27 protein-coding genes and 1 pseudogene are annotated in these 25,898 nt (G+C 40.9%); 21 read left to right on the top strand and 7 right to left on the bottom strand.

Annotated elements, in window-relative coordinates:
- The 17 genes and pseudogenes from HMPREF2885_RS03280 to HMPREF2885_RS03360 form a co-directional block, all read left to right on the top strand.
- Positions 1-722: pseudogene (locus HMPREF2885_RS03280) on the top strand (type VII secretion protein EssC); the annotation flags it as partial.
- A gap of 3 nt (positions 723-725) precedes the next feature.
- Complete coding sequence (locus HMPREF2885_RS03285; protein ID WP_041170803.1) at positions 726-1,028, top strand: DUF4176 domain-containing protein; 303 nt, start codon at positions 726-728, stop codon at positions 1,026-1,028.
- Between the two features lie 27 nt (positions 1,029-1,055).
- Entirely contained in the window at positions 1,056-1,445 is a 390-nt protein-coding gene (locus HMPREF2885_RS03290; protein WP_070657058.1) for a hypothetical protein, read from the top strand.
- Between the two features lie 8 nt (positions 1,446-1,453).
- Positions 1,454-1,732: a hypothetical protein gene (locus tag HMPREF2885_RS03295; RefSeq protein WP_070657062.1), complete on the top strand. Its 279-nt coding sequence runs from the start codon at positions 1,454-1,456 to the stop codon at positions 1,730-1,732.
- A 17-nt stretch (positions 1,733-1,749) separates the two neighbouring features.
- On the top strand, positions 1,750-2,046 hold the full coding sequence (locus HMPREF2885_RS03300) for a peptidase (RefSeq protein WP_070657065.1): 297 nt from the start codon (positions 1,750-1,752) through the stop codon (positions 2,044-2,046).
- A gap of 11 nt (positions 2,047-2,057) precedes the next feature.
- The gene (locus HMPREF2885_RS03305; protein WP_070657067.1) at positions 2,058-3,380 is read left to right on the top strand and encodes a hypothetical protein; all 1,323 of its coding nucleotides are present in this window, start codon (positions 2,058-2,060) and stop codon (positions 3,378-3,380) included.
- A gap of 13 nt (positions 3,381-3,393) precedes the next feature.
- Positions 3,394-4,191: a hypothetical protein gene (locus HMPREF2885_RS03310; RefSeq protein WP_070657069.1), complete on the top strand. Its 798-nt coding sequence runs from the start codon at positions 3,394-3,396 to the stop codon at positions 4,189-4,191.
- 121 nt (positions 4,192-4,312) lie between these two features.
- Complete coding sequence (locus tag HMPREF2885_RS03315; RefSeq protein ID WP_049478807.1) at positions 4,313-4,714, top strand: hypothetical protein; 402 nt, start codon at positions 4,313-4,315, stop codon at positions 4,712-4,714.
- A gap of 13 nt (positions 4,715-4,727) precedes the next feature.
- Positions 4,728-5,525: a hypothetical protein gene (locus HMPREF2885_RS03320; protein WP_070657071.1), complete on the top strand. Its 798-nt coding sequence runs from the start codon at positions 4,728-4,730 to the stop codon at positions 5,523-5,525.
- A gap of 239 nt (positions 5,526-5,764) precedes the next feature.
- A complete protein-coding gene (locus tag HMPREF2885_RS03325) occupies positions 5,765-6,730 on the top strand; it encodes a hypothetical protein (RefSeq protein WP_070657072.1) in 966 nt (321 codons plus the stop codon).
- Positions 6,731-7,023: 293 nt separating this feature from the next.
- Entirely contained in the window at positions 7,024-7,983 is a 960-nt protein-coding gene (locus HMPREF2885_RS03330; protein WP_070657073.1) for a hypothetical protein, read from the top strand.
- Positions 7,984-8,025: 42 nt separating this feature from the next.
- Positions 8,026-8,538 carry a GNAT family N-acetyltransferase gene (locus HMPREF2885_RS03335; protein WP_070657074.1) on the top strand — a complete coding sequence of 171 codons (513 nt, stop codon included), beginning with the start codon at positions 8,026-8,028 and terminating at the stop codon, positions 8,536-8,538.
- Between the two features lie 261 nt (positions 8,539-8,799).
- Entirely contained in the window at positions 8,800-9,486 is a 687-nt protein-coding gene (locus HMPREF2885_RS03340; RefSeq protein WP_000284670.1) for an XRE family transcriptional regulator, read from the top strand.
- 3 nt (positions 9,487-9,489) lie between these two features.
- Positions 9,490-10,905, top strand: coding sequence for a Y-family DNA polymerase (locus HMPREF2885_RS03345; RefSeq protein ID WP_000540275.1), 1,416 nt, complete (start codon positions 9,490-9,492; stop codon positions 10,903-10,905).
- A complete protein-coding gene (locus tag HMPREF2885_RS03350; protein WP_000567204.1) occupies positions 10,902-11,264 on the top strand; it encodes a hypothetical protein in 363 nt (120 codons plus the stop codon). The genes HMPREF2885_RS03345 and HMPREF2885_RS03350 overlap by 4 nt, the downstream gene beginning before the upstream one ends.
- Complete coding sequence (locus HMPREF2885_RS03355) at positions 11,257-11,550, top strand: DUF5960 family protein (RefSeq protein WP_000196988.1); 294 nt, start codon at positions 11,257-11,259, stop codon at positions 11,548-11,550. Before HMPREF2885_RS03350 ends, HMPREF2885_RS03355 begins: the two co-directional genes overlap by 8 nt.
- A gap of 61 nt (positions 11,551-11,611) precedes the next feature.
- Positions 11,612-11,767, top strand: coding sequence for a hypothetical protein (locus HMPREF2885_RS03360; RefSeq protein ID WP_000242235.1), 156 nt, complete (start codon positions 11,612-11,614; stop codon positions 11,765-11,767).
- A 143-nt stretch (positions 11,768-11,910) separates the two neighbouring features.
- On the opposite strand, the gene HMPREF2885_RS03365 is transcribed toward HMPREF2885_RS03360, so the two are convergent.
- The 6 genes from HMPREF2885_RS03365 to HMPREF2885_RS03390 all read right to left on the bottom strand — a co-directional run bounded on the left by HMPREF2885_RS03365 (position 11,911) and on the right by HMPREF2885_RS03390 (position 20,374).
- Positions 11,911-17,862 (bottom strand): alpha-L-fucosidase, encoded by a 5,952-nt coding sequence (locus HMPREF2885_RS03365; RefSeq protein ID WP_070657076.1) that lies wholly within the window; start codon positions 17,860-17,862, stop codon positions 11,911-11,913.
- A 343-nt stretch (positions 17,863-18,205) separates the two neighbouring features.
- Positions 18,206-18,682, bottom strand: a complete 477-nt coding sequence (locus HMPREF2885_RS03370; protein WP_070657078.1) for a glutathione peroxidase — start codon at positions 18,680-18,682, stop codon at positions 18,206-18,208.
- The gene (locus HMPREF2885_RS03375; RefSeq protein ID WP_070657079.1) at positions 18,679-19,257 is read right to left on the bottom strand and encodes a DUF3278 domain-containing protein; all 579 of its coding nucleotides are present in this window, start codon (positions 19,255-19,257) and stop codon (positions 18,679-18,681) included. The genes HMPREF2885_RS03370 and HMPREF2885_RS03375 overlap by 4 nt, the downstream gene beginning before the upstream one ends.
- A 12-nt stretch (positions 19,258-19,269) precedes the next feature.
- Positions 19,270-19,611 (bottom strand): hypothetical protein, encoded by a 342-nt coding sequence (locus HMPREF2885_RS10230; protein ID WP_070657081.1) that lies wholly within the window; start codon positions 19,609-19,611, stop codon positions 19,270-19,272.
- Positions 19,612-19,621: 10 nt separating this feature from the next.
- On the bottom strand, positions 19,622-20,164 hold the full coding sequence (locus tag HMPREF2885_RS03385) for a DUF3278 domain-containing protein (protein WP_070657087.1): 543 nt from the start codon (positions 20,162-20,164) through the stop codon (positions 19,622-19,624).
- A 15-nt stretch (positions 20,165-20,179) separates the two neighbouring features.
- On the bottom strand, positions 20,180-20,374 hold the full coding sequence (locus HMPREF2885_RS03390) for a helix-turn-helix transcriptional regulator (RefSeq protein ID WP_001082470.1): 195 nt from the start codon (positions 20,372-20,374) through the stop codon (positions 20,180-20,182).
- A 162-nt stretch (positions 20,375-20,536) separates the two neighbouring features.
- On the opposite strand from HMPREF2885_RS03390, the gene rsmH reads away from it, so the two are divergent.
- Genes rsmH through mraY form a run of 4 tightly spaced genes read left to right on the top strand, consistent with a single transcriptional unit; the run spans position 20,537 to position 25,056 of the window.
- Positions 20,537-21,487 carry a 16S rRNA (cytosine(1402)-N(4))-methyltransferase RsmH gene (rsmH, locus tag HMPREF2885_RS03395; RefSeq protein WP_000159388.1) on the top strand — a complete coding sequence of 317 codons (951 nt, stop codon included), beginning with the start codon at positions 20,537-20,539 and terminating at the stop codon, positions 21,485-21,487.
- 10 nt (positions 21,488-21,497) lie between these two features.
- Entirely contained in the window at positions 21,498-21,815 is a 318-nt protein-coding gene (gene ftsL, locus HMPREF2885_RS03400; RefSeq protein WP_061587541.1) for a cell division protein FtsL, read from the top strand.
- A gap of 3 nt (positions 21,816-21,818) precedes the next feature.
- Positions 21,819-24,074 (top strand): penicillin-binding protein PBP2X, encoded by a 2,256-nt coding sequence (pbp2X, locus tag HMPREF2885_RS03405; RefSeq protein ID WP_070657088.1) that lies wholly within the window; start codon positions 21,819-21,821, stop codon positions 24,072-24,074.
- Position 24,075: 1 nt separating this feature from the next.
- Entirely contained in the window at positions 24,076-25,056 is a 981-nt protein-coding gene (gene mraY / locus HMPREF2885_RS03410) for a phospho-N-acetylmuramoyl-pentapeptide-transferase (RefSeq protein ID WP_070657091.1), read from the top strand.
- A gap of 69 nt (positions 25,057-25,125) precedes the next feature.
- On the opposite strand, the gene HMPREF2885_RS03415 is transcribed toward mraY, so the two are convergent.
- The coding region (locus HMPREF2885_RS03415; RefSeq protein ID WP_148131122.1) for an SIALI-17 repeat-containing surface protein at positions 25,126-25,898 on the bottom strand (773 nt) is incomplete at its 5' end.

Genomic DNA, 25,898 nt, shown 5'->3' on the forward strand with positions numbered 1-25,898 from the left:
CAAGTGCCATTCCGATGGTACCAGAGGAGTTGACGATGGAAGTATTTCTCAATCTGCCTACAACTCAAGAAGCGATTCAAAATCATGCATTACCGATTGCAATTAGTTGCGAGGAAGCTGAGATTATCCCAATTAATCTATCTACATTAAAAAATATTGTAGTTTTATCAGAAAGTAAGCAAGCTCTTCAGTATACAATTTGTCATCTAGTTAGTGTAATTAATCACTGTCTAGACAATGGTCATGTATTGTTAGTAGACTCTAACGAAGAGTATTCATTCTTAAAAGAAAAAGCAAATGCATATATTTCAGGAGAAGAAATCTTAGATCTATTTAATAATCTTGATAAGGAGATAACAAACAGGAAAGAAACTCCAAAAGATGTTCAAACTTTCATCGTTATACCGGATTTGGCTTCTTTTGTTGAAAAAGTTTCTATATCTGAAGATGATTTTTATCAATTGTATATTAATGCTTATAAATACGGTCTGCACTTTATTACTGCGGGTTCAAAATCGGTATTCTTTAAGGTAAATCCTGTGATTAAAGGCATTAAGGAAAATATTACAACAGCAGTTATTGCTATGCGTTTATATGATCAATCAATTGTGGAACACAATTCAAATAATCGAGAGAAAAAATTAGAGTGGGATCAAGCCTATATTTATGATAAAGGAAGAACTCAAAAAGTAAAATTAATCAAACAAGAAATCGAGGAATAAATTATGTCAGAAAAACTTTATCCATTAGGAACAGTAGTGTATTTAAAAGAAGGAACAGAAAAACTCATGGTTATCGGTCGTGGGGTCGTTTACCAGGATCAGGAAACAAACTCTGAGATGTTTGTAGATTATATGGGTTGTCTTTACCCAAGTGGTATCAATCCAAACAATACAATATTCTTTAATCAAGAAAATATTGATCGAGTTGTTTTCAAAGGTTTTGTGGATGAAGAGGAAGAACGTTTCATAGAAATTTATCAAAATTGGGAGAAGTCTCTTACGATCCCTAAAAAGAAAATAGATTAAACAAAACTCTTACGGAGGTGGTCGTAGATGAATTATAAGGAAAGAATTGCTGCTTTGAATACTTTTAAAACTGCCATAACAGAAGGAGATACAACAGATAGTGTATCAGGTGTTTCTACAGATATTTCTGGTTGGGAAGGTAATGCTGATTCGAAGTTTGATGATTATGTTCTAACAATTAAGGCCGACTGTGCAGATATTTCTGCCAAAAAGGCAAGTTTTCTTAGTGAGGTTGATGGGAGAATATCCCAAATTCAAGCGATGTTTGATCTTGATGTCGCTTTAAATAGTTGGAGATTGGGTATGGTGTACGATTCAAAAGATTCGGCAAACAATAAAGCTCTAGTATATGATTCTATTAGCCAAGCTGATTTGGATTCGAGTGTACGTGATTATCTATTGGGTATGGTTTATTAGGGGGTAACATGACTACTATCAAGATGGACAAAGAAACATTTGTATCATCGGTTGAGAAATTGATACAAAATGTTGATAATTATACAAAAAGTGTGACAACTTCTGCTTCCCAATTTAGTTTATTTCAAAGTGATTTGTTGGGGGACGGCTATGCTAAATTATTTAATAAAGTAGATTCAGAATTAAAAAACCAAAAGCTCTTAGTGGCAGAATGCATTGTATTGTCTGAAAGTGCAAAAAGTTTTGCTGAAGAGATTTCGTCTGCTGAATCTTCTGTTTCATTTTAAGTGAAGGGAGAGAGATTATGGCAGAAATAAAATATATCGCAGATCAACATAAACAGTTTCAAGATGAGTTACAAAAAATTGGGGATGGGTTTAGTGACTTGATTACAGAATTGGGAAATGTAAAAACATCCGTTAGTTCAAATCTTAAGGGTGAAGCAGCTACTTCATTGGAAACTGCGATTAATGATTTAACTGCAAAATTAACAAAAGCAAAGACTAATTGGCATACGACTAATGAAAATGCGAAAAAAGTAGAAGAGATCATCAAAAAAGCAGATGAAGATGCTAAGAAGATAGTGGATGAGCAGAAATAAGGAGGATTTGCATGGCTGATGGAGTATTTACGATACCAATGAGTGAGTATTACAGTAAATCAAGTGAGCTTAAGGGGAAAGTTTCAGATTTGATTACTGATGTTGAAAATAATTTTTTAAGTAAGGTTAGTGCGAATATTGATACACTGGATGGACAAGATATTAGTGTTGTAGAAGGCTTTGCCTCTTATACGAGCGCTAAGAGCAAATTAGAAACTCTGAAAGAATATGAGACACAACTAACGAAGATGTCCACCGAGGGCGATAGTAATCCTCTAAATGGAGTGGTGAGTCTAGATAAACAGTATAGCGCCAAGTTTTTGGATGTTTCAAAAGGAGCAGACTCTCAAACGGTTGCATCAGCTATTTCTGCAATTGACCGAAATATTAGTTCACAAGCAGAGGTGATAAAAGCGAGAGAGAGTTTTCTTGCTTTTATATCCAGTTTGACAGGAATAGGTGAAAAAGAAGCAATCGCTAAGATCCTTGGGATAGATGCCAATGATCTTGGTAAGTGGGCGAAAGCTGCGGCAGATAGAATCAAGGGTGTTGATGATTTTTCGAAATTACTAGACACTTTATATACAGGAAGTGGTAAAGGAATATCATTTCAAACACTTTTATACAGTAAAGAAATAAGTCAAGCCCTTCAAAGCTCCCCGTTGGTAGAAAAAGTATTAACCTTTATGATGGATCTGCCCGATGCACTAAAAAGCACTAAATGGGTTAGTAAGTTAAGTAAGCTTGTAGGGCCTGTTACAAAGGGATTCAAACACGTCAAAACAGCAGCATCTTTTCTAATGGGAGAGTATGCAACAGGGCTTGGTAATATAGCAAAGGATTTTATAAAAAGTGACAAGTTTAAAATCGGAGGAGAAATTGTAGGTTGGGGTGTATTGGCCGTGGAAGAGGGAGTCAATATCTATAAGAACTATAACAATTCCAAGACCGATTCCAAGACGACCGTAGGGAAAATCGGGAAGTCTGTGCTAGGTGGTACTGTTGATACCATATCTAACGTTGGTCCCCTAGATGGTATGTGGCTAGGAGCTAAGGCAGGAGCACTAGGAGGAAATCCAGTAGGTGGAGCTCTCGCTGGTCTTGCAGTAGGTACATTCAATCTTGCAGGCTCTATATTCTTCCCTGAGGAGAAAAAGGCTTTGTATGACGGAGTTAAAAATTTTGCTTATGGTGCAGTGGACGTGGTAGAATCGACGGTGGAGTCTATCGGAAACGGAATCCACCAGGGCTTGGAGACTGTCAAAAGTGTGGGCAAGAATGTTTCAGATTTTTTCAATGGTGGTCTGAAGACGGTCTCATCCTTGTTTGGATAATAGGAGAAAATAAATGGATAAGATACAAAAAGACATTAATGATGCACTTGAGACAACTCGGAAATTAAATATAGTAAAGGCGATTTTTGGACTACCACTATATTCGTTTTTGATTGTTTGGGGCACATATTTTCCTATGGGAATCCTTCGATTGGCTAGTAAAAATGGACATGAACTAGTTACACAGTTGACATCAGTAGAAAATAGCCTGATTCCCCCAAATAGTTTCTTTGTCTTTCTATTCTTGTTTTGTTGTGGTCATTTTACTTATTTTTATATTAATTCTAAAAGAAATCGTATTAAAGCTTATTTAATGACTCAGATTTTTCAATTATTTGTGCTTGTGATTTTTTATTATAGTTGGTTTATAGCCATCTTATACTTAATCCCCCTAGTGGCAATTCGTATCGTCTACTGGATTGGTTTTGTGTTATCACTGATTTACCTTATTTATATCCTTGTCACAAAGCAGCGCGCTAGCAAGGATTATTTCTCCTCAGAATATTATAAAAAATTTTTGAATGTTATTTTATTCTTATGGTTGTTGATGTCTGGAATCAATCTCTTTACCCATGGTCTTAATAACCTTCTGGCACATTTGTTGCTTGCTTTATTACCGATTTCACCTATTTTCTTAGGCCTATTTTTGGTATCATTTTTTAAATCCAATGTAGTAACTCTAGAGAACTTGAATACAGTCAATAAAAATCAAGAGAAATACCGTGAAGAGTATGGCTATACCATCGAAGAATGGTATGGAAAGAAGTCAAAAATGTACAAGGACCATGTCAAGAAGTCTAAGAAGAGATAAAGGTTTATAGGGACTATTTCTAGTCTCATGAAACTAACCACCTGAAACAAATTCAGGTGGGTTTCTTTTGCTTTTCTCATCTTCTCACGGTATCGCTCGTGTGGTATAATGGAGAAGAATATTGTTTCTGTTTGGTAACGATCCCAAGACGGCTGTAGGGAAAATCGGGAAGTCTGTGATCGGTGGTACCATTGATACCATATCTAATGTTGGTCCCTTAGATGGTATGTGGCTAGGAGCTAAGGCAGGAGCACTAGGAGGGGTTCCAGCATTTGGAGCCCTCGCTGGCTTTGCTTTAGGAACGCTTAATCTTATCGGTTCTGCAGTTGCACCAGAATTTAAAAAGTCTGTTTATGACGGAGTTAAAAATTTTGCTTATGGTGCTGTGGACGTGGTAGAATCAGGAGTGGAGTCTATCGGAAATGGAATCCACCAGGGCTTGGAGACCGTCAAAAGTGTGGGCAAGAATGTTTCTGATTTTTTCAATGGTGGTCTGAAGGCGGCCTCATCCTGGTTTGGATAATAGGAGAAAATAAATGGAAGAAAAGCAAAAAGATATTAATGAAGCACTAGAAACAACGCGAGGATGGAATATATTAGTAATGATTTTCGTAATGCCATTATTTCTTGGTTTATGTATACTTGCACCTCATCTTGCGATTAGTTCAGGAATATATATGAGTAAGAATAGTATAACTTTTTTGCAGCCGCTTACTGAATTAGAGTATCAACTAATCATCCCAGAAAAAGTTTTTGGTATTTCATTTTTTGTTTATTGGGCGATGTATATGATTATGTATATCATTTCAAAAAGAAATAGAATTTATGCTTATATACTCAATTTACTCGTCTTATTCACTCTTATTCATTTAAGCATTTTTGGACTATTTTTAGGCTTGCAATTCTTTGTTCCTTTTTTAATCATTCGGATTATTTATTGGCTAGCTTATTCCGTAGCAGTTGTCTATATTATTTATAGTCTCATAACAAAGTCATATACTAGAGTTTTTGATATTGACAAGGAGAAAATAAAGAAATATACAAATGTTATCTTGGCTTTATGGTTTATAAATTTTATTGCTGGTATTCTTATTTCAGGGTTTAAAAATTTACTTGCTCATTTACTTTTGGCTATATCACCCATCGCTCCAATCTTTCTCATTATTATCTTAATATCATTGAGTAAATCAACATTCTCTTCACTATTTAATCTTAATGAAGTTAATAAAAACCAAGAGAAATACCGTGAAGAGTATGGCTATAGCATCGAAGAGTGGTATGGAAAGAAGTCAAAAATGTACAAGGAATACGTCAAGAAGTCTAAAAAGAGATAAAGGTCTATAGATACTATTTCTAGTCTCATGAAGCTAACCACCTGAAACAAATTCAGGTGGTTTTCTTTTGCTTCTCTCATCTTCTCACGGTATCGCCCATGTGGTATAATGAGACAAGGGTTGCTCCTCGTTTCAGACGAGTTTATGGATTTCAGGATAAGTTAGCAGGTGAGACGAGTATTTCTGTCAGTCTCCTATCTACCTGTTAACAACTGTCCAAAGTAAAAGGAGATTGTAGCTTGGTTTTATTAGTATTAGTGCTTTTGGTTTTGCTCATTCTAATCTTAAAAAGGAAACAGAAAACTGCTAAAAAATCTGAAGGAAACGCCAAGAAAAGAAATTGGCTATTAATAGGTTGCTTATCCATAGTGATCCCAATGGTAATCTTCACAGTGTTCAGTCCGATTTTTTCTCTAATGGATATGTGGGGGCTGTTTGCCCATGCAAGTCGAACTGAGATTGAGCAAGCTGTGCATCGTTCTTATCAAAATTACGGTCTTACAGGACAGTTTGAGTTAGAAAAATACGAGAAAAACTATACAAGTGTGGGAGGATTTATAATCCATGGTACCTATAGTGAAAATATAGCTGGAAAAACCTATCAGGTTAAAACTCGATTTAAATACTATACTCGCTTTTCGAAAAGTGAAACATATGGAAAGACAGATGCAGAGGTTGATCACAAAAATGATAAAAAAATTTATGATGTTTTCCCAGAATTAGCCTATTTAGGGATTGAAGTTAGTCCAGGAACCAGCGAGTTTTTAAAAACACTGGACAGTTCAATCAAAGATCCTCAACTTCCTGATTTGAAGTATCAAGGTATTGGTTTTGAATTTAATAACCAATCTGATAATATCTATCTTTATAATGAAATATTAGAGGAAAATCAAAGCAAGGGCCAAGCTCTGCAAGGGATGTATCCAATGGATGCTCAATATCTTTTCCAAAAAGAGATTTTTATACCAATATTTGAATTTCAATATTTCGTTCCGAAGGAAAAAAGAGATCTCTTGTATGATGACTATCTTAAAGAGCTTGAAGCGCTCATGAAGGAATTTTTTGCCAACCACCCCCTACCACGCGGTCTTTATGCTGTAAAAATTGCTAAGTATAAAGAGGATAAACTTGTCAATGATAGTGGTGTATACTATGTGAAGATTGAAAATAGTCAAGTTGTAAAGCTGTTGCAAAAATTAGAGTAGGAGTTGCTAGGGCTAGGTCAGTTTTTTGTGAATGAGGCATTTTTGATTTATAAATTTCAACAAGACATTAGCTAGCCTTGTTTCTGCTGCTCTTTCAGTTTATTCTTCCACCTGAATGATGTTCAGGTGGGTTTCTTTTGTTTTTCTCGTCTTCTCACGATATCACGCATATGGTATAATGGAGAAGGACATTTTCTTTTTATTTCTAGAAATACGTATATTTTTTGAAAAAGTACAAATGCTTTCAACAGTAGAAAGTATTTGAGGGGTCATCAACGTTGGGAGGATTTACAATGAAATTTTCGAAAAAAGCGGTGTTTATTGTCATGTTGGTGGGAGTTTTCTTACTTACGCCTTACCTAGGCTACAAATACTATGTGAACAAATATGTTGATCCATACTCTACTTTCTTGTTTAAGAGAAAGATAGTGGACTACAAATATATCGAGGATGGGAAAGCTTTGGCGATTAAGTGGGACTATGATAATCCATTGGACTATTGGCTTGCATCACAGTCTACCTATGTTTATTGGGTTAGTCCCGTTGCCAGCCAGAATAAGATTGTTCAGGAATACAAAAGATTGGCGATATCGTCTATGTATCGAAATGAGCCTATTGAAGATGAATATTGGAAGATTGCAGTTTATGATATAAAGACGAAGGACTTCCCTTCCAAAGACTACGATATTTTTAAAATGACTCGAGATTATGATTCAGACTATATTCCTACAGGAATTACTTCTAGTATCTATATTAGTGATGGTCGAGAATTGTTAGACATTCATTTAAAAAATGCTAAAGATGGTTCTCTTGTGGATAAATCTATTGATTTGGATGAGGGGAAGATTGTGGAATTAGGTAAGGGGCAAGATTATATAAAATATTCTGATGCGACAAGTTTTTCTTCTTTACTGCCGGAGTCTGAAGACTACTTTATGTATAATTGGAAAATCGGAATCTCAAAAGAAGGAAAACTAGCTAAAGATGCCCTTATCCGTCAAAAGTACCCTGAAGCAGCAAAACTTTTAGAAGATAATAATGGCTCGATTGTAGTTTTAGCTGATAAGCCAAGTATCGAAAACAATATGCCAATTTATCAGCTTTTGTATAAGGAAGGAACGAATTTATTTGAAAATGTGAAAATTCCTGCGGAAAACTCAGTAGATGGACAGGAGCACATTGTCAATAGTCAGGAAGAGTTTATTACATACTATCGTAATAAGGAAAAAGGGGATCCTAAGGCGAGAATGTAAACTCTATCCAACAATATTTTTGCTGAGAAGGGAAGTTTTGTAATGATCAGTTTAGAGCTGTTGTCTGAAGAAAATAGTCTAGACGTTTATTCTTTTGAAAAAGAAAATCGAGAGTATTTTGAACGAAATTTACCTCCTAGACCAGCTAATTATTTTGATTTAGAAGGTTTTAAAGAAATCACGAGGGAATTGTTAGCGGAACAAAGGAATCGTGATGTCTATATGCATCTTATTAGAGATTCGCAAGGTGTTATGGTCGGAAGAATAAATTTAAGTGTTTTAGAGAATGATCGAACAACAGCAGAGCTTGGGTATAGGATTGGGGAAAATGTTACTAACTTAGGTTATGCTGGCGAAGCGGTTAAATTCGTTTTAGACAAGGCCTTTACGACTTATGGTTTAAATAAAATCATTGCAGGAACGGCAACGGGTAATCTAGCCTCTCAGAGGGTGCTTATAAAAAATGGTTTCACCTTTAGTAGGATGATAGAAAATGACTTACACATTCATAATGAGTGGGTTCATACAGCAGTATTTGAGATAAGGAGGCCATAATATTATTATTTCCAGTCTATTGACAAGGTTAATGGAGTCATCAATCTTTACGGACATTCAAGAATGTTTTCTTGGATGTTTTTTGTTCAGAACCTCCAGTTGTGTCTGTTAAAATTTGATTTTCCCAGTGGACAATCGTCCACTTTTTTTATATAATAAAACTAAACCGAATTGGTTGAGTTTTAGAGGTGTAAGCTCAACCGTCGATTTGTTTTTCTAAGAGAGATATTCTCAATAAAGCATCACACTAGGGGGTGAATCATGTACCAACCAGAAAAACTCAAGGCTCGGAGAAAAGAGTTAAAATTGACACAGAAGGAAATTGCAGAGCAACTTGGGATCAGTTTTCAGGCTTACTCGGCTTGGGAACGTGGAATTAAGGAACCATCCAAGGAGAAGGTTGCCCAGCTAGAAAATATTTTAAAGGTAGCAAAGGGATATTTCACTCAGATCGAGATTGTTCGTCTCTACAATAGCCTCTCCAAGCAAGGGAAGGACAAGGTTGTGCTCTATGCTCGCAACCTAGCTCAAGAGGAACAAACACAGAAGGTGGCGACCATGCCAGAGCGCCTCTACGAGTATCGTGTCTATGAACGCATGTCAGCAGGGATCGGGGCTTCGGTATATGACGATAGAAATTTTGATACCGTTTACTTTAATGAAGAACTAGCCCACGATTTTGCTTCCTGGGTGGCTGGGGACTCCATGGAACCTAAATATCAAAATGGTTCCGTGGCTTTGATTCGAGAGACCGGATTTGATTATGATGGGGCGGTTTATGCAGTGGTTTGCAACAACCAGACCTATATCAAACGGGTTTATCGGGAGGAAGATGGCTTGCGTCTGGTCTCTATCAATCCTAAATACAAGGATATTTTCATCTCCTATGAGGAAGATCCTCGGATTGTGGGGATTATTGTTGGGAATTTTGTGCCGATGGAGGGTTAGCCTATGGGCTACTTTGATTATTCCAGAGAGCCCAAAAGTGATATTGCCTTTGTCGATATGAAATCTTTTTATGCCAGCGTTGAGTGTGTGAAACGGGGCTTGCATCCGCTGAAGACCTCGCTTTGTGTCATGAGTCGCGCGGATAATTCTACTGGCCTTATATTAGCTTCCTCTCCCATGTTTAAGAAGATTTTTGGCAAGTCCAATGTTGGCCGGGCCTATGATCTGCCTTTTGATATCAAAACGCGCAAATTTTCCTATTACAATGCTCGAAAGCAAGGCTTGCCTACTGACTTAGACTATGTTCGCTACATCGAAGATTGGGCTCAAGTGACTTTGGTTGTGCCACCTAGGATGGATGAATACATAGCGGTCAATATGGAAATCCAGCGAATCTTTCAAAACTATGGTAGTCCAGATGATATTTATCCCTACTCTATCGATGAGGGCTTTATCGATCTGACTAGTTCGCTCAACTATTTCATCCCAGACAAGAGTATCTCTCGCAAAGACAAGCTAGATATGCTTTCTGCTCGCATCCAGAGGGATATTTGGAGGCAGACAGGGATCTACTCTACAGTGGGTATGTCCAATGCCAACCCCTTACTGGCCAAGTTGGCTCTGGATAATGAGGCCAAGCACACTCCGACCATGAGGGCCAACTGGTCTTACCAGGATGTGGAAGAGAAGGTTTGGGCCATTCCCAAGATGACGGACTTTTGGGGGATTGGCAGGCGGATGGAGAAACGCTTGCATGCTCTGGGGATTTTTTCCATCAGAGAATTGGCCACCAGTAATCCAGACCAGCTACAGAAAACACTTGGTCAGGCTGGCCTGCGTTTGTGGTTTCATGCTAACGGGATTGATGAGAGCAATGTTCATAAGCCCTATAAAGCCAAGTCTCAAGGGTTAGGAAATTCTCAAATCTTGCCGAGAGACTACGTGAAGCTACGGGATATCGAAATTATTCTCCGAGAAATGGCGGAGCAGGTGGCTATTAGACTGAGAAGGGCGGGCAAGAAAACAACCCTTGTCTCTCTCTATGTTGGTTTCTCTAAACTGGAGGTCAGGTCGTCTATTCACACACAAATGAAGGTCGAACCGACCAATAATACAGCTATCTTAACGGATTATGTTTTGAAGCTATTTCATAATAAATACACTTCTGGAGCGATCAGAAGTGTCGGAGTCAACTATTCAGGATTTGTGGACGAGTCCTTTGGCTTGATCTCCCTCTTTGATGATGTTGACAAGTTAGAAAAAGAAGAAAGGCTCCAGACGGCTATTGATGCCATTCGGGAACAATTTGGTTTTACCTCCCTCTTAAAGGCCAATGCACTGGAAGAAGCCTCTAGGAGTCTTGCCAGAAGCAAGCTGATTGGGGGGCATTCTGCTGGAGGATTAGATGGACTAAAATGATTGATCGTTCTTATTTACCCTTTCCATCTGCGCGTGACTATCAAGATCCAGGGATGCAGAAGTGGATGGGCTTTTTCCTCTCAGAGCATACTAGTTCACTCGGTGAAGAAAGAAATCGGGTTGCTTTTTCGACGAGTTTGAATCCCGTTGAGAAGTTGCTCTTGCTTTCACAGCTTTATGTCGGGCAACTGAAGGGATGCTTTGTAGTCAAGGAAAGAAGGCATAAAACCACGATCATTGGTGAGGTAAGCGAATTATCACCTCAAACTCTATCTATTAGGACCAATGAGGGCTATAGGCTGGTAGAGGTAGTAGATGTCCTCGAAATTCGACTGTGGGAGGAGGGAGTGTATGACTAGAAAAGACTTGTATGAAAACAAACTGCAGATGGATTATTTTTCAGAAGCCTATATTCGTTTTGAAGAGGATTTTCAAAAATACTCTGCTATGAATGTGCCTTTGACTTTTTTGATCGATGACATCCTACGCACTATGGCGATGAATCAGAAAAACTACTTTGTCTTAAACAAGGAAAACGCCAAGGATGGGCGGGAGCATCGCTTTTATTTTAGGGTGGTGACGGAAAAAGAGTGTCCCAGAAATCGAACCTATGCATACGCTGGACTCAAAAATAGTAGTCAGTGACTAGGTGTAGAAGAGGGAAGTTTGATTTAGGAAAGATGGCTTGTGAACGTCAGAAGATCTCATGGTATTGGAATTCGAAACACCATCTTTTATCTGTGGAGTTCTTGCAGAAACTTATAATGGTAGTTCGGATGAGGTAAGACAAGAGGGACTCTCTTTTTTGGATGAGCGTTTATTTGAAAACGTGGTTGGATTTGAGAACAGCTATTCTCAATGATCATCTTATTTTATAGAGTCATACCAAAACATCCATGTATATTTGTGGATGTTTTTTAATTTTACAGATAGAAAAAGAGAAGACCAAATGGTCTTCTCAACGGGGGAACTGAATCATTAGAAAGAATCAATCAAAGAGGGTTATTAGTCTTTGAAATTCTTTTGGAAGATGAGGAGAGACAAGATAGAAGTAATGGCTGCCAAGAAGAGGAAGGCACTTGCTTCTTGTTCCCCAGTTGCAGGGAGTAGTCTTTCCTTGTCTTCTTTGACTGTAGCTGTAACAGGAGCTTTTTCATCTTTTGATGATGAATTATCTGTTACGGCTGGCGCAGGTTTTTCAGTCTCTCTTGGTAGAACATACTCAGGAAGAGTCACAACTGGTGGCGCTTCTGTTCCAACTGAGCTTTGTTTGCTACCTACCTCAATCACTCGATCTTGAGCTGGAGTTGCTTCTGTTTGGAGAACCTTGCGATTGTCACCGTCCACTTCAACATACTCGACTAAGAGACCGTCTTTCCCTTCTGATAGAACTTGCTCTTTTCCTTTGTCTAATTGTGGGTTTTCGCGACGAATCGTCTTGAACGGTACGACCTTATTGACGATTTCTAAGCTTGGAAGTGTAAAGACAAGGTCTTTAACCCCTTCCTCAGGACTTGAAGAAGTAATTGGTTTCTCAGGTTGCGCCGGTTTCTCAGGTTGAGTCGGCTTTTCAGGCTGAGCTGGCTTTTCAGGCTGAGCTGGCTTTTCCGGTTGCGCCGGTTTCTCAGGTTGCGCTGGAGTTTCCGGTTGAGCAGGTTTCTCAGGCTGAGCTGGTTTTTCAGGCTCAGCAGGTTTTTCCGGTTGAACTGGATTCTCAGGTTGCGCTGGAGTTTCCGGTTGCGCCGGTTGTTCAGGTTGAGCCGGTTTTTCCGGTTGAACTGGCTTTTCAGGTTGAGCGGGTTTTTCCGGTTGAGCCGGTTTTTCCGGTTGAACTGGAGTTTCCGGTTGCGCCGGTTGTTCAGGTTGCGCCGGTTTTTCCGGTTGAGTAGGTTTTTCAGGTTGAACTGGTTTTTCAGGTTCAGCAGGTTTCTCAGGCTGAGCTGCTTCGAGTTTGTTGATTTGTTCGAGAGCAGTTTTTAGCGCTTGATTGACTGCTTCCTGAGTTTTAGCTTCCTGGATGGCAGCAATGGCTTGGTCAGCAATTTCTAATAATTTCTTCTTAGCTTCCTTGTTGGATCCAAGCTCAGCGACTTTTTTCTCGATAGCTTTTGTCAAGCTGTCCATAGCCTTATCATACTCAATTTCCGGTTGTTTTGGTTCGGCTGGTTGCTCAGGCTGGTCAGGTTTCTCAGGCTCTTCTGGCTGTTCCGGTTGCTCTGGACTAGGCTCCTCTTGGCCTCTTTGATAGTTCTCGTCCTTGGATAGGATATCTTGTAGGGCACTGACTGTCAACATGACTTCTTGAACATCCACTGCACCAGCACTGAGTTGGTTTCTCAATTTTTCTAGATTTGCTTGGAAAGCTTGACGTGCAGTAGCCGTATTTTTCAAACCTGCTGGATCAAAGTTTGACAGATCATCTTTCCATTTAGAGATAGACTGGATGATATCTGACTTGCTGTAGAGTTCACTACCTTCGCCACGAGTGATGAATTGGTCTACCTGGATACCGATATTTCGAGACAAATCGTTTCGATCAGGATCGAGTTGAAGGGTGACTGCGTGCAAGTTTTCGTCCAGACCTTTTAGGCTAACCAGAGTTTGATTACCTTGGCGTTGGGCAGCGTGACCGCTAAAGTATTTCTTACCATCAATAGTCGACGCATTTCCCATACCCTCTTGGTAAGGAACTTCTTTGCCGTCGAGGAATACCTTGTAGATACCATGATTTGGATCAACATAGCCCTTGATATCAAGTCCAGTACCGTAGAAGTAAGCTGTTACGGTTGTCTTTTTCTTTTGTTCATCAGTTAAGCGACCAAAGGAAGCCCAAGACTCTGTCTTTTGGTATTTATCTGCGGAATTGGTTTCATGGTTCCAGCCAGGACTGTAATCCAACTGACTAGCTTGGTCATCATAGCTTGTTTGATCCTTGATTAGCAATTCAGCTTTCATCACTTGGATGGTTGCATCGGTAGCAAAACCGAGCAAGGCACCATCAGAAACAGAAGTGAGCTTGGCTTTGAAGTCAAAGACAGAGTCGGCTTGTTCAGTAAAGTCAATCGTTGGGATGGTAACAGTCTTTTCTGTTTCTCCATCTTTAAAGGTCACATCTTGAGTTGTATCTTGGTAAACTTTGCCGTGAACTCCAGTTCCAGGTTCTGTGATAAAGCGAACAGTAGCAGCCCCCTTGCTTCCACCAACGCGTTTAATTTTAACAGTGACTGGTTTTCCTTTTTCGACTTCGTAGCTGGTAGACTCGAGTTCAAACATCCCTTTACTATCATTGTTGAGGGTGTAGATTCCTTCTGTAGCAATTGGTTCGCCTGTTTTGTTTACAAGAGTAATAGTATGTTGGCCAGGTGCTAAATCGCCTGTCTCAAAGACTTTTTGGCTGCGTTTACGGCTAGCATTCTTAGTTTGGACATCGGCAACCTTTTGACCATCAACGTAGACGGACATTTCTCCATGACCTGGATCGACCGTAGAGACGACATAGGCCTTGGTTCCTGTGAAGGTATAGCTTACTTTGGCATCTTTTTGATTGGTCCACATAGAAGTGCCACGAACACCTTCAGATTCATTGTACCAAGTTGTTCCGGCTGTATCCGCAGTTGTGTTTGAGTGGTATTCCAGTCCAAGAGGATAGCCATCTGTCTTTTCAATGCTGCTTGGTGTCTTGTAGACTGAGAAGTTGGTTAAGATTGGGGTTGCTTGAGCACCGGTGATGGTTACACGGATTTTTTGTGCCTCTACAGGTTTACCTTGAATCAAGCGACGGTAACCAACAGTTGAACCTTCGCCGTATGTCACCCAGCGTCCGTTGATTTCGACTTCAATCTTGAAACCAGAGATACGTTGCCCTTTGGCGATATCTTCCTTGAGTTCAACGACGTCAAAGCGTCTCTTTTGCCCCAAATCGACTGTAAAGCTACCGGTTGTGGCATCATTTGAGAGCGCCCAGCTGGTGTCATCTTTACCGTCTGTGAGGTGGCTTTCCTTGTAGAGGTGGTTTTGACGAGTAGAACTTGCTGTTACAGTGGCACCTTTGGCAAAGTCAGTCGCATACATTTGATCTAGGGTTGCCTTGAATTCCTTCAAGCGAGCCACATCTGCATCGGCGAATTTTCCTTCTTTATTTGGTGGAATATTGAGAAGGAGCGGGGTTCCACGGCCAACAGACTTGAAGTAGATGTCCATCAGCTCTTTGAGTGATTTCGGCTGTTGATTGTCATGATAGAACCAGCCTGAACGGATCGAAACATCAGCTTCCCCTACAGAGTACATATCACCATCTGGGTCACCATGGTTGAGGTATTCGTTTTTCACATCGTCTGTGATGTTGGCCCGTTTAACTTTATGCCATACAGGGTCGCCTGCTATACCTCGTTCATTTCCGATCCAGCGAACGCTTGTTGGCTGAGCAGAGAAGATGGCGATATCTCCTTCGGCTTCTTTGATGTATTTGAACCATTCATCAAAGGTATAGGTTACTTTTTGGGCACCGCTACCACGCGCACCGTCCATCCAAACTTCGATGAATTTCCCTTTATTTCCGTATTTTGGATTTCCAAGGATTTCTTTCAGTTGGTTGAGATAGTATTGGTTATATTCTTTTTCGGTTGCAACATGGTATTTTGGATGATTAGCATCCCATGGTGATAGGTAAACCCCCATGTTCATGTCGTACTTGCTAGCAGACTTGGAAACTTCTTCGAGAAGGTCACCCTTTCCATCTTTCCATGGGCTAGCAGCTACGGTATGGTTGGTGTACTTAGATGGATAAGCAACGAATCCGTCGTGGTGTTTAACAACCATAATGGTTCGTTTGAAGCCCGTTTCTTTCAGAGTGCGAATCCACTGGTCAGTATCCAAGTTGGTTGGATTGAAGTATCGAGGGTCTTCTTTCCCATTTCCCCATTCAGAATTGGTATAGGTGTTCATTCCGTAGTGGATGAAAGCTGCCAATTCTTCCTTGTGGTAATCGAGTTGAGCCTTGCTTGGAAGTGGTCCATGATTGCCAATCTCAGTTTCTTTATCTTCTGGATGAGCCACTGGTGGAGTCGGTGTCGTTGGATTGGCTGTATCAGCGATTGGCTCGTATTCAAAGACGACCTCATTCACACCTTTATGCTGGATGGTTGCTTCCAAGCTAGCTTTTACTGGACGGTAGCCAGCAATGTCTTTTGCATGGAAGGTGTTGACAAAGGAAACGTCATACTCTTGACCGTCATTGTTATCAACTGTCGCTTCCGCTAGTTCAGTAGTGGTTCCTTTTTGACGGTAGTAAACTTTGAAGGAGCCTTTGTTAACTTTATAGACCACCTTGATGACACGTGTACCGGCAGGTGCTTTGCTGACAACATTGTGCTCTTCAGGCCAAGTATCCTTTAGTTGTTTATTGACTGCTACGCCATCAATGGATACAATTTCGTATTTGTCTTTATTCTTCTGGTAGAAGTCCGTTTTCTCGATTTCTTTTTTGAAATTATAGTCAAATGGCGAATCAACAGCTGTCTGTTCGATAAAGGTGTCATTATCTTTGACAGGATTTCCTTCTTCGTCTTCGTGTTGGATAACCACACGACCGTACTCAACTCCCTTGGTCAAGGTAGCGATCCCATCTTGGTTAAAGGAATATTCGTTGCTTCCGATAACAGCTGTTTCGTTCCGAAGCATACGCCCCTCATCAGTAAAGTAGTAACGATTTCCGTTATCTCCTTGGTACCAGCCTTTCACACCATACTTGGCAATCATGTCCTTCACCCATTTCAGTTGTTCAGGTGAAAGGACGAGTCCGCCACCAAAGCGATCCTTTTCAGCCACACCATTGTCAACGGTTCCGTGTTGGTGAACCCCCAGAACTTTTCCTTGGCTATCGACAATCCCGCCACCAGACAAACCAGATACAGAAGTGGTTTTGTAGGTAATACCGGTTGTTCCCTTATCATCATAGGACTCAACAGATTGGATGGTCCCATCTGCCTTGTAAAGCTGACCAGCTAGGATAGGTTGTTTCAGTTCTTTGGAGCTCGAGTCAGTTGGGTAGCCAATCGTACTGATGGCTTCTCCCGGCTGATGCGTCTTGTGCTCCGCTAAAGGCGCAAAGGTTGCTGCTTTGTTTGGACTAGCAATCGGAAGAGGAATAGGAGCTTCTACAAGAGCAAGGTCGTTCTTATAGCCTTTTCCAAACTCTTTCTTGTTCCAGAAATGGATGTCCTTTTCTCTGAATAAAACCGTAGTTCCAGAAGATGGAAGTGAGTTTTTCTTTTCGCTGTTTGAACCAACGTTATAGTAGAACTGGGCAGATTTTCCACCACGAATGTGACCTTCGCCAGTTTCTTTATTGGCCTCTAGGAAGTTATGAGCAACGGTAAGAATCAAATTAGGTGCTACAAAGATACCTGAGCCTGAAACGAGGTAGCGTTGTTCCCCTGCGTTGTAAGTGCTGTAAACCATAGTAGCAGCAGTAGCAGGTTGTCCCTCGTAGTTGATGTGTTTGAGGTCTTGTCCACCGTTAATGATAGCACGGTTTCCGTTCTCGGCTTCCTTTGGAGCTTCTTCCTTGTCCTTTAGAATGCTCTTAGTTTCTACTTTTGGACTAGCTTTTTGGTCAACGATAGTAGTTGTATCGAGTTCTTTGACAGGTGTGTCGGGATAGGCACGGTCCTGAATGTCTTCAGGGAGCAAGTCAGCACTGTTAGTATCTGCAACAGGTGTTTCTTGTTTTTCAGCTTCTACACGGCCTTCTTCTTTGACTGGTTCAGCCTTAGTCTCTTCTATACCTGCGACTTGTTTCATTTGCTGATCTAAATTGGATGTCGTAGCAGGAGACGTTTCGTCTGCACGCACAGTTCCAGAAGCAAAAAATGCCAGTCCCACGATAACAGAGGCCACACCTACAGTCAACTTCCGAATGCTAAAAGTTTGCCCTTTTTCAAAAAGGTATCGATTCATAATATACTCCTAGTTTTTAGAAAGGCAGTCAGCTACTGCCCGAGCCCAAGTCTGACTTGGTTACAACTTGATTTAATGAAAAAAACTCTCTGATAATTTGTAAGCCACCTTACCTCCTGTTTATAAAGCGCTTTCATTTTAAGATAAAAAAATTTAAAAGGTCATTTCACCCTTAAAATGACTGAAAACTTTTAATATAACAAATATACTAAATTAATGAAAGAATTGCAATAGCAAAAAGCAAAAAAATAAATATAAATTAAAGAAAATCAGTTACTTTTTAAAGAAAAAACGCATCCTTTCATGGCTCAAACTAAATGAAAGGATACGTTTTAAAAAGAAATTAGAGTAATTTTTGGAGAGACTCTTGGATGGTTTTGGGGTCTGTTTTGGAAGAGAAGCGCTCAAGGACTTGCCCATCTCGGCCAATGAGAAACTTAGCAAAATTCCATTCGATTCGTTTTCCTAGTGGACCAGACTTCTGGTCTTTTAGCCAAACATAAAGAGGATCAGCCTCCTTGCCGTTGACCTTAATCTTGGCAAAGCGAGGAAAAGTGGTCTGATAGTGTAGACTGCAGAAACTATTGATTTCCTCTGCGCTGCCGGGTGCTTGTCCCATAAACTGATTGCAAGGGAAATCTAGGATTTCAAAGCCCTTATCTTGATAGCGTTCATAGAGTTCTTGAAGCCCCTGGTACTGGGGCGTTAAACCACATCCAGTAGCAGTGTTGACAACCAAGAGAACCTTGCCACGATAGCTATCCAGGGGAGTTGCTTGATTATTTTGGTTCAAAACAGAAAAATCATATATACTGGTCATTTTTCTATATTCTCCTTATGCATTCTTGATTCAGAGTGTTTCATCTCGTGTTCCGATAAAAAGGCGTAGGTCATGGTTCCGAAGATGGCACCAATTCCCAAACCTAAGACTAGTAAAGGGAGCGTTTTATCGAACTGGGAGAGATTGTCCCAAAAGGTATTGAGGGGAAGATGCTGAACAAAGAGTTTGTGAAAGGCTGATAAGACAAACAAGCCAATTGGAATACTGATGAATACACCCCAACTACGAACTTTGATTTGACTTTTGCTGTAGCTTTTGTGATGGATTTCGGACTGGTCATCCTTGTCCAAATGTAAGTCGCGAACTGCTAGTCTCGCCCTAGATGAGAGGACGAAGATAAGTCCAAAATAGAGGTAGGGCATGGCCTCTCGAACCAACTCTATGAAGCGTCCAAATAGGAGATAGAACAAGAAGAGTAGGAGGGAGGAGTAAACGATTTGGATCAAGGCACGGGCACAAGCCCTGTAGATTATCTCTTGACGACATTCATCAAAAGGCCCTTGTATGTGAAAGAATAGTTTGAGTAAGCGAGTGGTGAAATCTTCTTTTTTCATGGGAGTAATCTCCTAAATGAGTGATTTTTGATTGACTTCTTTAAAGAGTTGATAGAGAGTATAGAAGTAAACCAAACTAAAAATGATACAGATTATTAGAAATACCAGGTATCTCCAATCCATAGGATTTGTTAAAAGTTGTGGAAAGGATACGAGGATAAAACAGAGAGATGAGTTTAGAAGACGTATTTTTTTTGATTGGATTTTCTGGAATCTCTGTCCCTTGTTCAATACAGGAAGGAATAAAAGAAAGATAATCAAGAAAGGATGCTCAATATGTCCAGAAAGTAGGAAAAAGGTAACAAAGATACTGATAAAAACATGACTGATCAGTAGTCTAGCTAGTGATTTCATAAGGTACCTCCTAGTCGTCTTCTTGGTCTTTCTTTGCTTTTTGAATGCGAAGAGAGACGATAATTTGTATAGTCACTCCGAAGACGAAAGTAGCTAGGATAGTTGATACAAAATGCCCTGTATTTAAAAGAGAACCAAGATAATCCTTGCTATCATCGGTTAGGACATTCAGAAGCGGTATTCCAAAGAACATGCCCATGCCATAGATTAGACCGGCTTTTAGACCAGGAAAATGCAGTTGTTTACTTTCTTTTTGACTCAGCATTTCGGGATCAATAGCTGTGATGCCCGTTTTCTTGGTTTGAGAGACCACATAGAGGGCAGCCATCATCGAAATGCCAAACACCACGAGAGGATAGCCGATAGCGACAATTTGCGGGTATTTATAAGCAAGGACAAAGGGAATGAGGTTGCCAAATATCATGAGATAAAAGAGAACGATAAAGACCTGATTCCCGATACGATCTGCCTCGCGCCGTTTGTGTTCGTCAAGGGGGCCAGAAATGCCGTATGTGCGTTTGATGAGTTTGTCAGTGAGAGTTTCTTTTTTCATTTGTTTGCTCCTTTTTTAAAAATCGTCTTCCCAAAAGAGGCTATTGAGGTCAGTTTGGAGGCTGCGGGCGAGATTGAGACAGAGTTCCAGGGTTGGATTGTACTTGTCATTTTCAATCATGTTGATGGTCTGTCTCGAGACACCGATATCTTTGGCGAGCTCGAGCTGGGAAATGCCCAGTTCCTTGCGGAATTCTTTGACACGATTCATAGGGTCTCCTTTCTGATATGTCGTATATATTTGACTATATTATATTCTTTTGGGGATGAGGTGTCAAGTATATATGACATATTTTTGAGAATTTTTTTCGAAGAAACTTAGCCTTGTCTGACAAGTGCAAGCTGGTCAGATTTGTGGTAAAATAGATAGGATATGACAAAAGAATTTCATCATGTAACGGTCTTGCTTCATGAAACGATTGATATGCTTGACGTAAAACCTGACGGTATCTATGTTGATGCGACTTTGGGCGGAGCAGGCCATAGCGAATATTTATTAAGTAAATTGAGCGAAAAAGGGCATCTCTATGCCTTTGACCAGGACCAGAATGCCATTGACAATGCGCAAAAACGGTTGGCGCCCTATATCGAAAAGGGGATGGTAACCTTTATCAAGGACAACTTCCGTCATTTGCAGGCACGTTTGCAGGAGGCTGGTGTCCAGGAAATTGATGGAATTTGTTATGACTTGGGAGTGTCCAGTCCTCAGCTAGATCAGCGTGAACGTGGCTTTTCTTATAAAAAGGATGCGCCACTGGATATGCGGATGAATCAGGAAGCTAGTCTGACGGCCTATGAGGTGGTCAATCATTATGACTATCATGACCTGGTTCGGATCTTTTTCAAGTATGGTGAGGATAAATTTTCTAAACAGATTGCCCGTAAGATTGAGCAAGCGCGTGAGGTGAAACCCATTGAGACGACGACGGAGTTGGCAGAGATTATCAAGTCGGCCAAGCCTGCCAAGGAGCTCAAGAAAAAGGGACACCCTGCCAAGCAGATTTTTCAGGCTATCCGAATCGAAGTCAATGATGAGCTGGGCGCTGCAGATGAATCTATCCAGCAGGCCATGGACATGCTGGCTCTGGATGGTAGAATTTCGGTCATTACCTTCCATTCGCTGGAAGATCGCTTGACCAAGCAATTATTCAAGGAAGCTTCAACAGTGGAAGTTCCCAAAGGCTTGCCCTTCATTCCAGATGACCTTAAGCCCAAGATGGAATTGGTATCCCGTAAGCCAATCTTGCCAAGTGCTGAAGAGCTAGAAGCCAACAATCGTTCGCATTCAGCCAAGTTGCGCGTGGCTAGAAAAATTCACAAGTAAGAGGAAAAACATGGCAGAAAGAATCGAAAAAACAAGCCAGTTATTGCAAACGAAATTTAAAGGTTTTTCACGTGTGGAAAAGGCCTTCTATGTTTCGATTGCTGCAACAATGATTATCCTGGCAATTAGCGTTGTGTTTATGCAGACCAAGCTATTACAAGTTCAGAATGAATTGACCAAGGTCAATGCTCAAATCGAAGAAAAGAAAACCGAGCTAGACGATGCCAAGCAAGAGGTCAATGAATTGATTCGTTCAGAACGTTTGAAAGAGATTGCAAACTCCAAGGATTTGCAGCTGAATAACGAAAATATCCGAGCAACGGAGTAAGAAATGAAACAGTGGAAAGAAAAAATCATCCGTTATGCCGTTCGTAATCGTAAATCTCCAGAAGAAAACCGCAGAAGAGTAGGGAAAAGCCTGAGTTTATTGGCTGTCATACTCTTCGCTGTCTTTTTGGTGAACTTTGCGGTTATTATCGGAACGGGTAAAAAATTTGGTAAGGATTTGGTTCAAGAGGCCAAAAAGGTTCACCAAACAACCAAGACGATTCCAGCCAAGCGGGGGACCATCTACGATCGTAATGGAACGCCTATTGCTGAGGATGCAACTTCTTATAATATCTATGCTGTTATTGACAAGACCTACAAGTCAGCAACAGGCAAAATTCTCTATGTAGAAGATTCTCAATTTAATAAGGTAGCTGAAATTTTCCATAAATACCTCGATATGGAGGAGTCTTATGTCAAGGAACAACTTTCTCAGCCAGATCTAAAACAGGTGTCTTTTGGTACCAAGGGAAATGGGATCACCTATGCCAATATGATGGCCATTAAAAATGACCTTAAAACAGCTGGCGTTGAGGGAGTTGACTTTACAACTAGCCCTAACCGCAGTTATCCCAATGGACAGTTTGCTTCTTCCTTTATCGGTTTAGCGCAACTCCATGAAAATGAGGATGGCACCAAAAGGTTGATTGGGACATCTGGTTTGGAGAGTTCTTTAAATAACATTCTGGCGGGTACAGATGGGATCATCACCTATGAGAAAGATCGTCTGGGAAATATTGTTCCGGGTACAGATCAAGCTTCTCAACAAACAGTAGATGGAAAAGATGTCTACACAACCCTTTCTAGTCCCTTGCAATCCTTTATGGAAACTCAGATGGATGCCTTCCAGGAAAAAGTAAAAGGCAAGTATATGACGGCTACCTTGGTTAGCGCTAAAACAGGGGAAATCCTGGCTACAACCCAACGGCCGACCTTCAATGCAGATACCAAGGATGGCATCACAAAAGACTTTGTCTGGCGTGATATCCTCTATCAAAGTAACTACGAGCCAGGGTCAACCATGAAGGTGATGATGTTGGCCTCAGCCATTGATAACAATACCTTCCCTGGTGGCGAATACTTTAACAGTAGCGAATTGAAAATAGCTGATGCGACCATTCGAGACTGGGACGTCAATGAAGGATTGACTAGTGGTGGCACCATGACCTTCTCTCAAGGATTTGCCCACTCAAGTAATATCGGGATGACCTTGCTTGAGCAAAAGATGGGGGATGCAACCTGGCTTGATTACCTTAACCGCTTTAAGTTTGGGGTGCCGACCCGTTTTGGTCTGGCGGATGAGTACACAGGTCAATTGCCTGCTGATAATATTGTCAATATCGCCATGAGTTCATTTGGACAAGGGATTTCTGTTACCCAGACCCAGATGCTTCGTGCCTTTACAGCTATTGCTAATGATGGGGTTATGTTGGAACCGAAATTTATTAGTGCTCTCTATGATCCAAATGACCAGTCTATTCGTAAGTCTCAAAAGGAAATTGTCGGAAATCCTGTGTCAAAAGCAGCAGCGTCCTATACTCGGGAGCACATGGTCATGGTCGGAACAGATCCTGTCTACGGTACCATGTACAACCACAGTACAGGAAAACCAAATGTCAATGTTCCGGGACAGAATGTCGCTCTGAAATCAGGGACAGCTCAGATTGCCGATGAGAAGAATGGGGGTTACCTTACAGGTGAAACCAACTATATCTTCTCTGTTGTGTCGATGCATCCTGCAGAAAATCCTGACTTTATCCTCTATGTGACGGTGCAACAGCCAGAGCATTATTCGGGTGTTCAGCTGGGAGAGTTTGCTAATCCAATCCTTGAGCGGGCTTCTGCTATGAAAGAATCCCTCAATCTTCAGTCAACTGCCAAGAGCTTAGATCAGGTCAGCAAGACGACAAGCTATGCCATGCCAGCTACCAAGGACTTTACCCCAGGTGACCTCGCAGAGGAATTGCGTCGTAACCTTGTCCAACCAATCGTTATCGGAACAGGAACCAAGATCAAGGAACTCTCGGTTTCTGAAGGAGATAATTTGGAAGCCAATCAGCAAATCTTGATCCTGTCAGATAAGGTCGAAGAAATGCCTGATATGTATGGCTGGACAGATGAAAATGTGCAAACATTTGCCAAATGGCTGAATATAGAAGTCGAGTGGGAAGGTAGTGGCAAAACGGTCAAGAAACAAAGTGTCCGTGCCAATACAGCCCTCAAAGACCTTAAAAAAATGAAAATAACTTTAGGAGATTAAGATGATTAGTTCCATTAGTGCTGGAGTTCTAGCCTTTCTATTGACCTTGATAGGTATTCCAGCCTTTATCCGATTTTATCGAAAAGCACAGATTACAGGTCAGCAGATGCACGAGGATGTCAAGCAACACCAAGCTAAAGCTGGAACTCCAACCATGGGAGGTCTTGTCTTCCTGATCGTTGCAGTTGTTGTGAGCTTCCTTGTCGCTCTCTTTACCCAACAATTGACCAACAATGTAGGCATGATTTTGTTTATCTTGGTTTTGTATGGTTTGGTAGGTTTTCTGGATGACTTCCTCAAGGTCTTTCGTAAGATCAACGAAGGTTTGAATCCTAAGCAAAAGCTTGCTCTCCAGCTCCTTGGAGGAGTGATCTTCTACCTCTTTTATGAGCGTGGTGGCGATATGCTTTCAGTTTTTGGCTATCAAGTTCACTTGGGTATTTTCTATATTTTCTTTGCCCTTTTCTGGCTAGTTGGCTTTTCAAATGCGGTGAATCTGACTGACGGGATCGACGGACTAGCAAGTATTTCAGTAGTGATTAGCTTGTCAGCTTACGGTGTGATTGCTTATATGCAAAATCAACTGGATATTCTTCTTGTGATTCTTGCCATGATTGGTGGTTTGCTAGGCTTCTTCGTCTTTAACCACAAGCCTGCCAAGGTCTTCATGGGAGATGTGGGAAGTTTGGCTCTTGGTGGGATGCTGGCAGCAATCTCTATGGCTCTCCACCAAGAATGGACCCTTTTGTTGATTGGGATTATCTATGTCTTTGAGACAAGCTCTGTTATGATGCAGGTCACCTACTTCAAACTTAGTGGTGGGAAGCGTATTTTCCGTATGACACCTGTCCACCACCATTTTGAGCTTGGAGGATTCTCAGGCAAGGGCAATCCTTGGAGCGAGTGGAAGGTTGACTTCTTCTTTTGGGGAGTTGGACTTTTAGCAAGTCTCTTGACCCTAGCCGTTTTATACCTGCTGTAAAACTAACTTTTGATGACAAAATAAAACAGGATGAAGGGGATCTTCATCCTGTTTTTGTGATGTTAAAAGTTAGTTGGATTCATCCTTTCTTCCATTTAACATAAAAGTGGCTGTAAGGGCTAGGCTGAGGCCTGCTAAGAAGAGCAGAGGGTTAGATGCTTCTCCTGTTGCTGGAAGTTCTTCTTTAGGAGAATGATTTCCAGCTTTAGCAAGACTCGGACTAGCTGAAAGTTGTTCAGTCTCGTGTGCCAAGGTTTCTGCATCTGAAGCACTTGGCTGTTCATCTGTACTAAGGGTTGTTCCAGCAGCTTGATAGACGACAGCATAGGTACTGAAATGACTAGTGATGAATTCTGCCTTTCCTTCTCGAACGTCGAAATCAAGGGCTTGCAACTCCTTGGTCGGAGTAATATAGTAGACCTTTTCTACGTTAGCTGAAATAGGCAAGCGAACCAAGACAGAGCCTTTTGGCTGCAAGCTATGATCGGTTGGATTTTTAAGTTGTAGGTCGTAAGCATCATAGGTCTTGTCAAAGAGTTCCTGAGCTAGGACACGTCGACTAGAGATGCGAGAAATTCCTTCTAGGTCACTGACTCCACCGATGATTTCTACTCCAGTCTCCTTATCTTTTAAGACTTGAACTGGATAGTCAGGAAGGCTAAGGCTTGGAGCGGCCTGATCTCCGCTAGTTCCGATAGGTTTAGTGTATTCAGGTTTTTCAACAGTAGGAGTTTCCTCTTGACCTGCTGTTCCGATAGGTTTGGTGTATTCAGGTTTTTCAACAGTAGGTGCTTCCTCTTGACCTGCTGTTCCGATAGGTTCGGTGTATTCAGGCTTTTCTA

Source organism: Streptococcus sp. HMSC062H02, assembly GCF_001813005.1.
GTDB lineage: Bacteria > Bacillota > Bacilli > Lactobacillales > Streptococcaceae > Streptococcus > Streptococcus oralis_S.